Annotated in this window: 11 protein-coding genes; 4 read left to right on the forward strand and 7 right to left on the reverse strand. The window is 35.4% G+C overall.

The features are described 5' to 3' along the window. Nucleotides 1-65: 65 nt before the first annotated feature. Nucleotides 66-1,646, forward strand: coding sequence for a phosphoenolpyruvate carboxykinase (ATP) (gene pckA / locus CGC47_RS03255; RefSeq protein ID WP_042001719.1), 1,581 nt, complete (start codon nucleotides 66-68; stop codon nucleotides 1,644-1,646). A gap of 61 nt (nucleotides 1,647-1,707) precedes the next feature. Here pckA and CGC47_RS03260 read toward each other — a convergent pair whose 3' ends face one another. Further along, nucleotides 1,708-2,085 carry an integrase core domain-containing protein gene (locus CGC47_RS03260; protein ID WP_157908815.1) on the reverse strand — a complete coding sequence of 126 codons (378 nt, stop codon included), beginning with the start codon at nucleotides 2,083-2,085 and terminating at the stop codon, nucleotides 1,708-1,710. A 387-nt stretch (nucleotides 2,086-2,472) separates the two neighbouring features. Here CGC47_RS03260 and CGC47_RS03265 point away from each other — a divergent pair, with 387 nt between their 5' ends. Then, entirely contained in the window at nucleotides 2,473-2,958 is a 486-nt protein-coding gene (locus CGC47_RS03265) for an Lrp/AsnC family transcriptional regulator (protein ID WP_013997653.1), read from the forward strand. Between the two features lie 165 nt (nucleotides 2,959-3,123). Continuing rightward, a complete protein-coding gene (locus CGC47_RS03270; RefSeq protein WP_013997654.1) occupies nucleotides 3,124-3,738 on the forward strand; it encodes a deoxynucleoside kinase in 615 nt (204 codons plus the stop codon). 496 nt (nucleotides 3,739-4,234) lie between these two features. Here CGC47_RS03270 and CGC47_RS03275 read toward each other — a convergent pair whose 3' ends face one another. Next, nucleotides 4,235-8,302, reverse strand: a complete 4,068-nt coding sequence (locus CGC47_RS03275; protein ID WP_095899978.1) for a glycoside hydrolase family 2 TIM barrel-domain containing protein — start codon at nucleotides 8,300-8,302, stop codon at nucleotides 4,235-4,237. A 139-nt stretch (nucleotides 8,303-8,441) separates the two neighbouring features. Between CGC47_RS03275 and CGC47_RS03280 the strand changes: the two genes are divergently transcribed. Continuing rightward, nucleotides 8,442-9,233, forward strand: a complete 792-nt coding sequence (locus CGC47_RS03280) for an HAD family hydrolase (protein WP_042001723.1) — start codon at nucleotides 8,442-8,444, stop codon at nucleotides 9,231-9,233. A gap of 27 nt (nucleotides 9,234-9,260) precedes the next feature. Here the strand turns inward: CGC47_RS03280 and CGC47_RS03285 are convergent, their stop codons facing one another. The 5 genes from CGC47_RS03285 to CGC47_RS03305 all read right to left on the reverse strand — a co-directional run bounded on the left by CGC47_RS03285 (nucleotide 9,261) and on the right by CGC47_RS03305 (nucleotide 16,375). Beyond that, nucleotides 9,261-10,355, reverse strand: a complete 1,095-nt coding sequence (locus CGC47_RS03285) for a Wzz/FepE/Etk N-terminal domain-containing protein (RefSeq protein WP_095899979.1) — start codon at nucleotides 10,353-10,355, stop codon at nucleotides 9,261-9,263. A gap of 4 nt (nucleotides 10,356-10,359) precedes the next feature. Then, nucleotides 10,360-12,792 carry an SLBB domain-containing protein gene (locus CGC47_RS03290; protein WP_042001726.1) on the reverse strand — a complete coding sequence of 811 codons (2,433 nt, stop codon included), beginning with the start codon at nucleotides 12,790-12,792 and terminating at the stop codon, nucleotides 10,360-10,362. Between the two features lie 55 nt (nucleotides 12,793-12,847). Beyond that, nucleotides 12,848-13,279: a deoxycytidylate deaminase gene (locus CGC47_RS03295; protein WP_041987277.1), complete on the reverse strand. Its 432-nt coding sequence runs from the start codon at nucleotides 13,277-13,279 to the stop codon at nucleotides 12,848-12,850. A gap of 102 nt (nucleotides 13,280-13,381) precedes the next feature. Next, nucleotides 13,382-15,211 (reverse strand): hypothetical protein, encoded by a 1,830-nt coding sequence (locus tag CGC47_RS03300; RefSeq protein WP_147269746.1) that lies wholly within the window; start codon nucleotides 15,209-15,211, stop codon nucleotides 13,382-13,384. 12 nt (nucleotides 15,212-15,223) lie between these two features. After that, nucleotides 15,224-16,375: an ABC transporter ATP-binding protein gene (locus tag CGC47_RS03305; protein WP_095899981.1), complete on the reverse strand. Its 1,152-nt coding sequence runs from the start codon at nucleotides 16,373-16,375 to the stop codon at nucleotides 15,224-15,226. Nucleotides 16,376-16,524 lie beyond the last annotated feature (149 nt).

Raw genomic sequence — 16,524 nt, forward strand, 5'->3', positions numbered from 1 at the left:
ACACTCGCAAAATTTAAAAGAAAACATTGAAATAAAAATATAACAATAATAACAAAATCAAAATTATGAGTAAATCAAAAACAATTTCAGTTGAGAATTACGGAATCAAAAATGCAAACGTACGCTACCAACTTTCTGCCGACGAGTTGCACAAAGAAGCTATCGCGAAAGGTGTAGCTGAAGAAGCTAACTCTGGAGCTTTATCTATCAAAACAGGGAAGTTTACAGGACGTTCTCCACAAGACCGTTTCATTGTAAAAGACGACATTACAAAAGACCGCGTATGGTGGGGAAAAGTAAATATTCCTTTCGATTCAGCAAAATTTGACGCTCTTTATGATAAAGTAATGGCATATCTTTCTGGAAAAGAATTGTTCGTTCACGACGGATATGTTTGTGCTGACCCTAACTATCGTACAAATGTTCGTACTATTGCTGAACTTCCTTGGAGTGCGCAATTCGTTTACAATATGTTCCTTCGTTTGGAAGATAGCGAAGTAGAAAACTTCAAAGAAGAGTGGTTGGTAATCAACGCACCAGGATTCTTGGCTGACCCAGCTGTTGACGGAACTCGTCAATCAAACTTTGCTATTTTGAACTTTACTAGAAAAATCGCTTTAATCGGTGGAACAGGATATCCAGGAGAAATGAAAAAAGGTATTTTCTCTGCACTTAACTTCGTGCTTCCTGTATTCAAAAACACAATGCCAATGCACTGTTCTGCAAACGTTGGTAAAGGTGGCGATACAGCGATTTTCTTCGGACTTTCAGGAACTGGTAAAACAACGCTTTCAGCTGACCCTAACCGTCACTTAATCGGAGACGATGAGCACGGATGGACACCTGAAAACACAGTGTTTAACTTTGAAGGTGGTTGCTACGCAAAAGTAGTTGATTTGACTCCTGAAAAAGAGCCTGAAATTTTCGCAGCTATCAAAAAAGGAGCTATCCTTGAAAACGTGATTATGCATAACGGAGAGGTTGATTTTGCAGATACTTCAATCACTGAAAATACACGTGTTTCGTATCCAATTCACCACATAGCTAATATTCAACCTGGTTCAATAGGTAAAAATCCTAAAAATATATTCTTCTTAACTTTTGATGCTTACGGAGTATTGCCTCCAATCTCTAAATTGACTCCAGAACAAGCTGCTTATCAGTTCGTTTCAGGATATACTTCAAAAGTTGCAGGAACAGAGGTAGGAATTACCACACCGCAAAAAACATTCTCAGCTTGTTTCGGAGCAGCATTTATGCCACTTCACCCAGCTGAATACGGAAAAATGTTGGCTGAAAAAATTGAGAAATCAGGCGTAAACGTATGGTTAGTAAACACAGGTTACAACGGAAAAATGAAACGTTGCAGCTTGAAAGATACTCGTGCTTTGATTACTGCAGCTCTTACAGGAGCTTTGGACAAAGTTGAGTACAAAGAGTTACCAATCTTCGGATTCCAAGTGCCACAATCTTGCGAAGGTGTTTCTAACCAAGCTATCTTGAACCCTGAAAATACTTGGGACGATAAAGCTCAATTCGCTGCTAAATCAAAAGAATTAGCGGAAGCATTCTTACAAAACTTCAAAGATAAAGGATTTGAAGAAGGAGCTGATGCACAAGTACTTAAAGGAGCGCCAAAATTGTAAAATTTTGTTTCTTATGTCTCGTCCTGAAAAAATGATACAGGATTAAACAACTAAAAAATTATTAATCAAGTGGTACAGTCTTACCAACTGTATCACTTTTTCTTTTATACAATTTAGGAACTAATTCCTGTTGGGTATGCATCTGTTTTGGGGTTAAAAAATGATTCGAAAAATGAGGTCTCTTTTCGTTGTATATTTTAACCACATCAGCTACCAACTTCTTTCTACATTGCAAATTTACATTAAATTTGTCAATATCATACTCTTGTTTCAAAATTCCATTGATTCTTTCCGCAATTGCATTCTGGTAAGGATCAGACTCTTGAGTCATACTACATCGGATATTATACTGATTTAAAACCTTTTGATAATCATCTGAACAATATTGCAACCCTCTATCTGAATGATGAATTAATTCCTCTATTTTTTCCTTTTTCAAAGCGGATTTTAAGGTGTAATTTTTTGCTCTGAAAGTAACGGAAAATGGGCGTATGCAATTAAAAGTATCACAATAGCTAAAAAACAGCAAATTGAGTTTTTAAAACAAGAATTAAAAGAAGCTACACAAATTGAGTTTGAAAAGGTTATTCTTGCAATCAAGTAATTTTTTAGATAAAGTTTAAATAACAAAATCAGCAATGATGAAAAATGCGGAGTAAGTTAATTGCTCCGTATTTTTTTGATTATCAACAATTATTATATTAGCAAATTGCTAAATGATGACCTCCCTTTTTATTTTTTGAAAGATATTTTTTAGGGTTGTATTCTTTTTTGAGAAATATTATTTATTTTTACGGTCGGATTTTTTCAATTACGCAGATAAAATATGCAAATGACCTTAGATCACATCGATTTGATGATTTTGGACGAACTCCAAAAAGATGGAAAGCAATCCATTAAAAAATTGGCAGAAAAAGTAAATCTTTCCATAACTCCTGTACACGAACGTATAAAAAAATTGGAAACTTCAGGGGTTATTGAAAATTATGTAGCCGTACTCAATGCTAAACGACTGGGAAAAAAACTGATAGCATATTGCCAAGTAAAGCTTATTAGGCATCAGGAAGACCTTTTTGAACAATTTGAAAGCTATGTAAGTCAGTTAGACGAGGTTTTAGAGGCCTCTTATATGGCAGGAGGGTACGACTTTCTACTCAAATTGATTTTGGACGATATGGAGGATTATCAGAACTTTGTGGTACATAAAATCTCAAAATTAGATATTATATCAAACATTCAGAGCGCCTTCGTGATCCAAACCATCAAAAATACATCGATGATTAAATGTCTTCGAGACGAATATGAAAAATGAAGAAGTAGTTCAAAAAGTTGTAATACAGAAATAAGCGATTTCTCTGTTAGTATAAGCAAAGTAGAAGACTGATACATTAAAACTTCAACTTGGCTAGGTTTAACATTAAAAATCATCATTATACTTTTTATAACGCAACCAAAAATAAATCATAAAAACGATAAAATGCACATAGCCATTGCCGGAAATATAGGAGCTGGAAAAACAACACTTACACGACTTTTATCTAAACATTATGGTTGGGAGGCTCATTATGAAGACGTTGTGGACAATCCATACTTAGATGATTTTTATCATCAGATGGAGCGCTGGAGTTTTAATTTGCAAATCTATTTTTTAAATAGTCGTTTCCGTCAAATTTTAGATTTTAGAGAAAAAGGAGATAACATTATACAAGACCGAACCATTTATGAAGATGCCCATATATTTGCTCCGAATTTACACGAAATGGGGCTAATGAGTGGTAGGGATTTTAGCAACTACGAGTCCTTGTTTTTTCTTATGGAAAAAATGGTACTCCCACCCGATTTACTTATCTATTTACGCAGTTCTATTTCCAATTTGGTAAAACAAATTCATAAGCGTGGCAGAGAGTATGAAAGTTCTATTTCAATTGACTATCTCAATAGGCTCAATGAGCGCTACGAGCATTGGATAAAGGGATATAATAAAGGTAAATTATTGATAATTGATGTAGATAATATCAACTTTGTTGATAATCCTGAAGATTTAGGTGATATTATAAGTAAAGTTGATGCTCAGCTGTTTGGATTATTTTAATTTCTTTTATGCTGTTATTCATTTTCGATGAGGTGCTAAAATTTACCTAAAAATTGCTTTCGGAAATCAACAATATACTATTAACCTAACTTCAAGTCTTTTTAAAGTTCGTTGTTCCAGCCATTAAGAAAACCGAACAAACCATTAAATAACAAACACTTACAAAGCATCATTAAAAAATGAATTTTACATATCCTATTCTTTTTGTCCTGCTTTTTATAGTTGCGTATTGGATTCAAAGTGCTATATATGACAGAATGGTAAGAAAAAACTAAATCATACTCTTTATTCAGTAAATTGCGAAACATCAACCCTTTGTGGCTAATGGGCGGAATGCTCAAAAAATGTACATTCCTTTTGAATTTTGGTACATTTCTTTTTGTGGATTATACCTAACACATCACCTTTTTCTTGACAACAGAACACTTTATTTCACTAAATAACACAAAAAAACCTCAGGAATTTCTGAGGTTTTTGTTTAGTATTTTTAAGGTTTTTACTCTTCCAAGACTGAAAATTCGGCACCACTGGCGAAATCTTGACCAAACTGCTCACTAAGTGCTGTAAAACGAATGTAACGTGCTTTTTGAACTTTATCGAACATAACACGTTGTATATTGGTACTTCTTGGAAAAGTTCCTTTTTTAATTTCTATCCAATTTTTAGCGTCGTTACTTACCCAAATGCTGTAATCTTTCACCATTCCGTTCCAACCGCTGGTACGTGGCTGATAGGTAAATCCTTTGATGTTTCGCATTTCACCCATATCAAAATCTACCCAATGCGGATGTTTAGCCACAGTTACGGAGTACATCGTGTGCCATATTGTATTGGCGTCTCCATCAATCATATTTTGAGCGTTGCCTTCGCCCGATTCTTCACTACTTGCGGAAAGTACTTGCATTGGAATACTTTCAATTTTATCGAAAACCATCGTAATTTTTGAATTAGGTTTTCCTTCTTCCCAAGCAGTTACCTTACCTCCCTTTCGTATCGGAATAGGCAGATTATATCTTGAAGATTTCTTCTGGTTATCAATAGTATAAACGATTTTAGCAAACGGATTTCCAGAAGAGATGGTTACGTTACCCAAGTTGTCCTGCGAAATGGAAAGTGGCGTATCTCCATTTGGGCGAACGTTAGCCATTTGAGCTAAATTGTCTTTTATCGGACGAATCATAAATCCAGTATGATGTAATTTTGCCATCACACGATCTTTTGAAAGAGGTGCTCCTTGTCCACAACTATTTCCGCCTAAGCCTGTTACAGCGATGTCTAAATTCAGATATGTGTCCTTAGCCTTAGGCAATTCGTGTGGATGTCCTGCTAAAATCATATCTTTTGCTGTGTATTGTAATGCAGAAGCCGACATTGGCTCATTCGGAATGAAAATCGCTCCATTTCCTTGATTGTCAGTAAGCGAAATCCAACGTACTTCTTCGTGATTGCCCATATCTTGTGGTTTTGGGAAATGTACAAACTCGTCTTTCACTTTTCCTGAAAATTGCTCAATAAAAGCTCCCGTTTTTCGGTCGTTATAGTTGTCGTGCTTTCCACGTCCGTAATAAGTTAAATTTTCGTACTTCTGCGGAATAGTCATCACGTATCCTAAGCGTGGTAATGTCAGCCACAAATCGTTAGACGTAATAGCCGATTGCAGTTCTATACTTCCGTCAGGATAAATCGTATATATCTGATTTGTAATAAATTTAAAGTCTTTTTCTCCAAATTTTCTATCGGTTAATTCTTCTATTTTATTTTTTCCTGAACTTGTTCCTCCGTGAATTTTCGCTGCATTCGGAGCTTGTGAAACCACTGTGAAATATACGGAAACTGAGCCATTTTTGTTTTCAACTACTTTGTTGGAAGTGGCATTGTGTTTCAAATTATGTAACCCTTTTTCAAACCACTTTTCATAAAACCAATTATCATTATTCACGAAAGCCCGTAGTGCATTGATTTTAGGTCCGTTGCCGTTTTCGATAATGGTTTCATTTCCGTATTGCAGACTAAAAATACTTCCTGTTTTGGTGTCAAATTTTGCCGTAAAATTGCTGTTTTTCAATACTTTCAGATTTCCTTCATCAGAAAGTTCAATTTTCCCACCTTTGGCAATTTGCAAAATAGAAGGTCTTTGTGTTGGTGATTTCAGCAAAAATTGTTCCTCTGCCTGAACGTATCCTTTTTCTGCCCAAGGTTTATCTTCTTTTAATTTAAATTGAATTTTTAAGAAATATTCCGAAGTGGGTTTTAAATTCGATTCTATATTAGCAAGTACTAATGCTTTTCGTGTTCGAGGGGCAATTTTATCTGTGCTAAATTTTTTCCTTTGGATTTCTTTTCCGTCTTCATAAATAGCATATTCTCCCTCATAATCAGACAAGTCTTTAAAATAATTTTTATTAAAGATTTCAACGATTTTTCCGTTTTTAACTTTGCCTCCGTCTAACGATTCCAAAGGTTGAGAAATAACTTCTTGTAAGTCTTTAATTGTAACTCCAACATATTGATACACTTTTTTCACTTCGTAATATTGGGGTTTGGGCGTCATATCCGCGAAAATAATTCCGTTCATAACAAACTGACCATCATTCGGATAGTCGCCAAAATCACCTCCATAAGCAAAATAGCGTTTGCCGTCTTTGGTGTAGTTGTACATCGCTTGGTCAATCCAATCCCAAATTGCACCGCCACAAATAAAGTTGCTCGATTCGATAGCTTCCCAATAATCCACTAAATTTCCAACAGCATTCCCCATAGAATGAGCGTATTCCGAAATGTGGAACGGAAATTTTTCATTAGTTTTTCCTTCTGCTCTTAACTTAACTTTACTAACGGCAGGATATTGGTCTGAACCCATATCAACAATATCGTTATTTCGCTCATACTGAACAGGTCGTGATGCATCGAATTTTTTCAGAGCGTTGTAAGCCGTAACGAAGTTTTCGCCCGGTCCTGCTTCATTTCCGAGCGACCAAATAACAATCGAAGGGCTATTTACCGTTGCGTGAGCCATTTCCAAGACCCGAGCAACGTGTGCTTTTTCCCATTCTTTGGGGTGAGAAAGCGATTCTTTTCCGTAGTAATACTGATGCGATTCGATGTTCGCTTCATCTTCCAAATAAATACCATATTTGTCGCATAAGTAATACCAATATGGGTCGTCAGGGTAGTGCGAATTTCTCACGTGATTGATGTTCGCTTTCATCATCAATTTTACTTCGTCTTCCATTTGTTGGCATGTAATGGCGTGACCCGCAGACGGATTGGTTTCGTGACGATTTACTCCTTTGAATTTCACCGTTTTTCCGTTTACGTAAAAATATCGTCCTGCTTTGCCAAACTCGTCATCTTCGGCTTTGGTATCTTTGATTTCTACTTTTCGGAAACCTGTATAAGTCGAAATGGTTTCTACGACTTTCCCTTTGGCATCTTTGAGTTGAGCCACCAAAACGTAACGATGCGGAAATTCACTCGACCATTTTTTCGGATTTTCTAACGGAAATTTCGTTTTAATGACCGATGATTTTTCAGAAGAAATATCAAATGAAGCAGAAAAAATAGGTTTTCCAACTTCTTTATTTTCATCAGAATATAGTTTGTTTTCGTATAATGAATATTCTATTTTGTAGCCTTTGGCTTGTTTTTTGTCCAAATTGCGGATTTCTGCCGAAATGTTCAATTCTCCGTTTAGGTAGTTTTTATCTAAATCAGGAATTACTTGCAAATCACGTATTTGTACTTTTGGAACCGAAGTTAAAGCCACTGTACGGAAAATTCCCGCCAAACGGAACATATCCTGAGCTTCAAGGAACGAACCATCGGAATTTCGGTACACTTCCACCGCAACCGTGTTTTTGCCTTTTTGTAGATATTTGGTAATGTTGAACGAAGCCAAATTGCGTGAATTTTTGGAAAAACCAACGTATTTTCCGTTTATCCACAGATAGAAAAAGGAATCCACGCCATCGAAATTGATAAAAACTTCACGATTTTTCCAATCCTGCGGAATAGTAAATTCGCGTCGGTACGAGCCTACTTCGTTGCGGTATTCATAAGTCGTCCAATTCGTTGGAGGAGTTCGCATTACGCCTTTTCGCCAATCGTCCACTTTACGTTCGTGGTAGAAAATCACAGGTTGATTAACGTAAATCGGTACGCCATATTTTAGGATTCCATCTTTTTGAATGCCGTAAATATTCCAATTGGAAGGCACAGGAATTTCCTCCCACGCAGTTACGTCATAACTCGGTTTGAAGAAATCTTTCGGACGCTTATCAGGTGTTTTTACCCAATGAAATTTCCAATTTCCGTTCAGCGATTGCCAATATTTGGAATTTTCGGGCAATACTTTTCGTGCCGACTGTTTATCAGCAAACGAGAAAAAATAGGCTTTGGGCTGCTCCTTGTTAAGTGAGAGTTCTTCCACTGATTCCCATTCCTTGCCTGTGGGAGCTTGTTGGTCGCCATAAGCATAGCCAAGGAGAGGCTGCTGTTGAGCGAAAACTGTTGCGTACGTAAAAAAAGAAAATAAAAAAATCATTTTTTGGATGGTTCGTATCATAATCAGATATACTTTAGATTAAAAATAGTTAGACACAAAGATACAAAAAGATATCGAAATCTTATCAAGATATAATTTCGATAAACCGCTATAAAAAAGTATTTTTGCAATTAAGATTTACTTTTTATAAGATTACACTATGATCAAACTAATTGTATCGGATATTGATGGAACCTTGGTTACTAATGACAAAAAACTTCCAAAACGTTTTTGGGAAGTCGTAAAAATGATGCAAGAAAAAGGAGTACGTTTTTGTGCCGCCAGTGGTAGGCAGGTGCAAAGTTTAGAAGTACTTTTCAAGCCTATCGCCAATGAAATTGGCTTTATTTCTGAAAATGGTGCTTTTATCAAATATAAAAATAATGAATTGCATTTGGAACCGCTATCTTTCAAAGCTATCACTCCGATTTTGGAAACTTGCAAAAAAATGGAAAATACTGGTGTCGTCCTTTGCGGAAAAGACAGCGCTTATGCCCTTACTGAAGATAAATCTATCTATGAAGAAATTGAACTACATTATCCTGCCGTAGAAAAAATTACTGATTTTCAAAACATAAATGATACTTTTTTCAAAATCACCGTCTGCAGCAAAAAAACTTCAAAAACAAACATTTATCCAATGCTAAAACATTTCTCATCGGATTTTAAAGTGGTAGTATCTGGTGAACATTGGTTGGATATTACTCAAAAATCAGTAAATAAAGGAAAAGCAGTGAAAATCATACAACATCTGTGGGGAATTCTTCCAGAAGAAACTGCCGTTTTCGGTGATCAACTAAACGATTTGGAGATGATGGCAGCTGCAAAATATAGTTTTGCTATGAAAAATGCCCAACCCGAAGTGAAACAAGCCGCAAACTTTATCACCGAATATGACAATAACAATGAAGGGGTCATAAAAAAAGTTGCTGAATTACTCAACAACTTTTAACTCTTTGTATATTCAAATGTTTTAATTTTAAACTTTTTCAGCTTTTAACTGTCGAATAAAGTCTTTAAGGAAAACACTCCCTACCCCCAGAACAATCCCTAAAAACGTCCAAATAGCAATAATCATACCTCGTTTAGGTTTCGATTTTTCATTGGGCACACTCACAGGTTCTATCACAGTAAAGGCTGGTGTTTCCTCTTTTACTTTAACTTTCTGGTTTTCAAATTGTTTAGCCAACTCAGAATAAACTCCGTAGGCTAAATTAAACTCCGTCTGTAATTGTTGTAAACGTGTTTGAGGCAAAGAGCTGGAAAAATTTCTATTCCTATCTTGAAAATTAGCTAAAGCATATTGCTTGGTTTTAAAGTCTTTTTCCGCTTCAAGATAGAGTTGCTCAATAAATTGTAACTCTTCTTTCTCCTTTTTAACCTTAAATTCAATTATTGAATTCTGTAAAAGTTCTTGTGCTCTTTGTAACATTTGGGCAGCAGCAAGAGCTTCAGGCATTGAATAATTCAGTGTAACAAAGCCTTCTTTTTCATTAACATTAAGTTTTAATTGAGCATCTATCAGATGATGCAACCCTTCTTCTCGCCTATTCAAAGAAATAATCTGATCTTGTTTATTATGATCTACCTCTGAAGTATTTTCTTCTTTTTTCGAGAATAACAATGCAGGAAGCCCTATGGTGTACTTTTTAATTACATCTAAAGTACTAGGTTTTGCGTATTCCCAATAGTATTCTTGATAGCTAACGGATTTACCCAACGTTTCAAAATACAACGGAGTTTGTAAAAGTTTTCTTTTAAAAGGAATGCTTTTCACCAATTTAGGATATAAAGTTGGTGGAATATCTTCCGTAGAAGATTTTCCTAAGTTGACTCCCGCTAATGCAGCTAATCCGCCTAAACTCCCCCCCAATTTACTACTACCTGAGGTTTGAGGAACAATTATGGTAGTTGCTGTATATTCCTTAGGAGATAGAATAGCCATTAAAAGCCCCAAAACAAAAAAAACAAACGTCACGATTAAAACTGTCTTTCTTGCCCGCCAAAGCTTTCTAAACAATTCAAGCAAATCAATCTCATCTTCTTCTTTATTCAAAACTTGAAGGTTATCCATAAAACTATTGCTTTATCAAGTTAACTAATATGTATCCGATAGTAGAAAGCCCTGTCAAAATAGAAAGTGACTCTGCTGTAGTTAGAGGCTTACGTTCACGCTTTTTAGGTACGATGATAATCGCTCCAGGCTCAAGTTGAGGATAATTTCTGAAAAAAAGCGAATTATGGGTCGATTTTATCTCACCGTTAGCGTACATTACATAAACAGCCCTACGTTTTGCTCTATCAGCAAAGCCTCCAGCTCCATCTATATAATCCCTAAGTCCCATACTTGGATCAAAACGTACTAACGAAGGTGCCAAAACCTCTCCTTTAACTTCAACTGTTTGACTTTGATTTGGAATCAACAATACATCTCCTTCATTTAGAATCAAATCGTATTTACTACGCTTGTTTGCCAATATTTTTTCAAGATTGATTCCTATTCTAAACTCAGTTGCTTTGGTATCTATCTTTTTAAGTGATTCTGTGTCATCAGCTGCTACCATCTCTTCTAAAAGTTCTTTTTGTTGCTTTTCATTTTTATCGGTTTTCTTTCGGATAAGGGTAGCACCTTTAACATAAGCATAAGGAGAAAGCCCTCCTGCGCGCAGTACTAAATCAGAAATTCTTTCGTTTTTGCTATGAATTCCATAAACACCAGGAAAAGCAACCTCCCCCTCTATAGAAACGGTTTGTAGTGGAGAATATCCCTTGATATAACGAACTGATATTACGTCGTTAGGTACTAAAGTAAGTGTGTCTTGTTGTGATTGTTCCGCTCCAGAAACCTGAAAAGACTGTCCTTTATTTATGTAGTTTCCATCATTTATTTGCCGAAATACATCTACAACGGTAATATCCGCACCTTCGGAAAAACCACCAGCCAAAGCTATAGCATCTTTGACAGTCATATTCTCCATAAACGGAATTTTTTTAGGTTTATTTACCGCTCCTTCTACTTTCACAAAACGCTCAAAACGAAGAGAATCCTTATGAAAAATATGAATACTATCGTTTTCTTGTAACCTTACATCATTTGTCTTTTCAAGTAGGTCTTTAACCGAAAAACTCACTGTTTGAATATCCACCCGATTTTTGGTTCGGAATATCAATCCTCTTTCCAATGAGGCTTCTTTACGGACTCCATTGGCTCTGTTTAACAAATCGGAAGCTGTCATTCCTTCCTTAAACTCATAAGTACCAGGCTGATATACTGCCCCACCTATACTTAACTTATTTTGGTATTCATCAGTAATTTTATGTACGGTAAGTCGGTCTCCGTTCTGTAACTGAAAATCAGCTATAGCTTCAAAAGATATTTCACGTACCTCACGCTTAGCTTTGCTAATTCGTTCTACAACTAAAGTGTTGGTAAAAGCATCAGAGGTAAAACCGCCAAAATAGGTTACCAAATTAGCTAAAGTTTCTCCATCCTTTGCCTCGTAAATACCTTTTCGTTTGACCTCTCCTCCTACTTGAATGCGGTTTAAGTATGGCGAAACGATAATCACATCTTGGTCTTGTAGAGGAAGATTGCCAACCTCAGAGCCCTTAACTAAAAAATCGTACACATCAAAAGTAGCGATTTTTTGCCCATTTCTAACCAAACGAATATCTCTGAAAGTTCCACTTTCAGTAGGCCCCCCACAAGCATATAAAGCATTTAAAACAGTAGATAAAGCACTCAAGGAATATGTTCCAGGAACGGCTACCTCGCCAATAATATTTACCTTTACAGTACGTACTTGTGCAATGCTTACACCTGTATAAACTTTATTGTAACTATTTTCAGAAGCCCCAATACCTGAATATATGTGTCTTAATGAAGAGTTTATTTTGTTTTTCACATCGGCGAAAGAGAACCCTCCTACTTTTACCTTTCCTACACCATCTATTAAGATGTTTCCTTCATTATCAACTTTTTGAGTTGATTTATTTTCAGTTGCTCCCCAAATTTCGATAAGTAGAATATCACCAGGTCCGACCTGATAATTTTCAGGAGTAGCCATATTGGTATTTGGCGTAAAAGAAATGTTTGGATTTTTGAAAAAATCAAGCCCAAAAATAGAGTCTTTTTTAGAAATTTTATCTTTTCTTTCGTAACCTGTATATCCAAATGTTAAGTCAAAGTCGGCATTATCCAATTCCGTATCTGGCTTCATTTGAGTGGGTTTACTATAAAGAGGTAACATTTGGATGCGTTGCTTTAGCTTGGCTATCTGTACCTGTGGCATTCCTTTTGCTCTTGCCATAGCTTCGAGCTGTTCTAATGAATATCCTTGTTGCTGGGCTTTATCCCAATACACTTTAATTTGTTCATCAGAAAGATTATCAACATTTATATTTGATATTTGTTGCAAATCAACCTGTGTAGGAAGTTGCTCCTGAGCTGTAAGCCGAAAAGACCCCGCCAGACATAAAATAAATAGAAATAAAAATTTAATTTTAGGCATCGTTTTTTATGTATTTGGGCAAATGTAGTGCATAATTTAAAAAAATAAAAGTTTTTTAATCATCTATATTGGGTAAATGAACAACTTCTACTCCTGCTTTGATTAAAAAAGTCAATCCTTCATTGTCCTTATAGGCATCTTTATAGACTACACGTTTTATACCCGATTGATGAATGAGTTTACTACATTCTTTACAAGGCGAAAGCGTAATGTAAAGTGTTGCTCCTTGTGCCGATTGTGTAGAAGACGCCACTTTTAAAATCGCATTTGCTTCAGCGTGAAGCACATACCATAAAGTTTCTCCCTCTGTATCTTCGCAACAATTGTCAAAACCTGTTGGCGTACCGTTGTAACCATCGGAAATAATCATTCGGTCTTTTACAATAATTGCTCCTACTTTTTTTCGTACACAATGCGAAAGTTTAGCCCACTCTTGTGCCATACGCATATAGGCTTTATCATACTTTATTTGTTTTATCTCTTCCATAATGAAATCTTAAAAATTATTAAGAATATGATTTCCTTTAAGGAAATACCAAAACATTAAGAAAACTACTTTCTTTCGGTAAAATATTCAATCAAGTTTATATTATTCGGATGTTGCTTTCCAACGCATAATAACACGTATGTAAAAAAGCACAAAAATTAGTGTTCCTAAAAAAACTACTAGGCTCAATCCTTCAACTCCTAACCAATCCAAAAGCGTTTCTTGATTATAAGTTTCAACTAGATAGTGATTATCATAAGCATAATCGATATATGAATATCTTTGTTTTTTTTGATACATATCTACCCCTAAAAATGCAAGGAAAAAAACTAACGGGAAAGCAAGTACCGAAACATTCATTAGTATTGAAGCAAATGTTTTGTTCCTTTCGTAAGGCATAAATTGAGATATCACTAAAACCAACAGATAAACAATGACAACCAACATTACAGCATTATAATCTTGATCTAACATATCCGTAAAGTTCATAACCAGTAATATCAGCCCAATAGCCAACGAAATCAAGCTAAGCGAAACCACTCCTAACAACAATGATTTCAAACCGAATACCCGATAGCAAAACAACAATAAAGCCAATATCACGGATATCCAAACATAAACGTTAAAAGCAAACACATCAAAGAAATCCCCCCTCAATTCATCAATATTTCTCAACGCATTTTTTAATTTTTTTAATGAATAGTAATAATTTGATGAGTGAAGCTTTTTATAACGAGTAAGACTTATAAGTGAGTTATCATTTTTGAATTTTTCTTTTAAAACTTTTGCATCTTCTTCGTTAATTTGGTCGTATTCATTAGGGTCATAGTACGAATCCGAATAATTACCTGTCTGAAAGAAAGTTTCTACATTAAAACCAGATTGCGGTCGGTAAGCTACATTAAACCAACCTTCCAAATCAAGATTGGTATCAATGCGTAACATTCTGGAAATGCTCAAAAATTGCTTCATAATGTTCTTTATAGCTTGCTCATCTTCCTTATCAAGCAAATGATTAACATTTTCATTTATAACAATTTCATAAGTTTTATTGTCCCAATCTTTTACATCATTGCTTATCGCATTTACTTGCTTCAAATCAGTATAAGAAATCCCAGCACCATACGGCACATACAATATTTTTGAGAAATTACGCAAATTAGGATGTGCATTCACGAAAATATCGGATACATCGACCACCTCTTTCTTATGATAAATAGTTACGCTATCCTCTGCGTTTCTGGTGTACAAAAAATCTTTATGCGCTGATTCAACATCAGAGCGCCGATTATCGTATTCATTTCTTAAAACCGTTTTATAGGCATATACTCTGTAAAACTGATAAACTTTATCAGCAAATGTCAAATAAGGCTTTGTCGTATCAATACTATGATAATCTGTTTGGCAGTACAAATCGTTAATCCAATGAGGTGTTTTACGCATATCAGGCATATAATCCTCAATTTCAAAAAATAAAAAAGGATATGCCTTATTGGCGGTCTGTACGATATGCGTGTAAGTAGCATCATCATAACGTTGGTGTGCAAAAACATAATTTCCTAATCGGAAAGAAAGATGAAAACTCAAACACGCAAATACAATAACCATAAATTGGAGAAACTGACCGAAAAGTTGCAAGGAGCTCATCGGATAAAAATGCTTAAAAGCATTATTTTTAAAGAGTTGCATCAGCCAAACCACCAAAAGTATCAGCGATATAATAATCTGAAAAATAAAAAATGCGGAAGAATAGTAAATATCATAGATATCATACGTTTGTAAAGTTTCGGGGTTTTGAAAGAAAAAATATCCTACCGTAAAGAAAAAAATATGAATCACAAAGGCTACACATAGCATCCAAACGATTTTGGTATTCCAAAGGGAAGGATACCGAGCCAACAAATATTGATTGATTTGATGAATAAATTTCATAGTTTGAATCATTTAGTTTACAAAAAAACGACGTGTAGATAAAGTAATATCTCGAAGATATGTGATAGGAATTTTATGTCTTCCTAAGGCAATAAGCACCTCGCTCAAAGGAAGATTTGTATCAAAATACACTACAAAAATTCCCCCATTAAATTGAATCTGTTCTAACGGAAGTTCTTCAAAAACTTGCATCAGTTGCTCACGTGTAGCCGAGGTGTCTATCTCAATGATACGGGCTTGTGGTGTTTTCATTTGAGAGGATTTCAAATCCTGATACTTACCTTGTTTTAAGAAGATGACCTGATCTGAATTTTTTTCCACCTCATAGAGTTGTTGTGAGCTAAGTATCAAAGCTATAGGATGACTCAAAGAAGCGCATATCGATTTCAAATCTTCCAATATCACTTGCTGTGCCAATACATCAAGATTTGCCAAAGGTTCATCCAGCAACAAAATTTCGGGCTTGCGAAGTAACGTACGTGCCAACTCAAAACGCATTTTATAACCAGAAGATAATTCGCTCCACTTCAAGTGTCTATATTTCCAAAGCCCTAAACGAGCTACCATCATCAGTACACGAGGTTCTATCTCATCAGGTGAAGTCCCGTAATTAGAAAGCACAAAGCGTAAGTTGTCCAGCAAACTTCCGTACCACTTTTCGGTACGTTGCGGAATGTAAACCAGCTTAGTACGTAAATCATAAGCATCCTTAGGTTTAGAATTGAAATGATATTTTAGGTTCCCCACATTATGGCTAAGATCTTTGGCTAAAATACGGAGCAAGGTTGTTTTTCCATTACCGTTTTCACCTACTAATCCGTAAATTTCTCCTTTTTTTATGCTAATTGATATGGGAGATAGGTAAAATTTCCCGATACCATAACTCTTAGCAATACCTTTGGCTTCAAGTACTGGAAGGCTACGATCAGCTACTGTTACTGAGAATTTACCAATATCTTCAAGCAATTCAAGTGATTTTGTTATAAAATCTGCTTCTTCGGATTCGTGATGCGATTTCCAATCCGTTAAAGCAATACATCGACGATAGATATCCATATCTTGTGTGTCAGCAGCCACGTCAAGCAAACGCCGAAATCCAAGGATAGTATCTTTATTTTCAAAGAACTGCCTTACCTCCGAAACTCGTTTTTGATGATCAGTCATACTCTATTTTTAATCCGTTTAGGGCATAAAAGTACTATTTTTTTACAAACAATGGTTAAACAACAGCCCTTTATAGCTATTTTTCTCTTTTTTATATGAAGCATAATAAGTTGATACATTATAAAAGTAAAATTATAGCTATCTTTGAT

The sequence above is a fragment of the Capnocytophaga canimorsus genome (genome assembly GCF_002302565.1).
GTDB lineage: Bacteria > Bacteroidota > Bacteroidia > Flavobacteriales > Flavobacteriaceae > Capnocytophaga > Capnocytophaga canimorsus.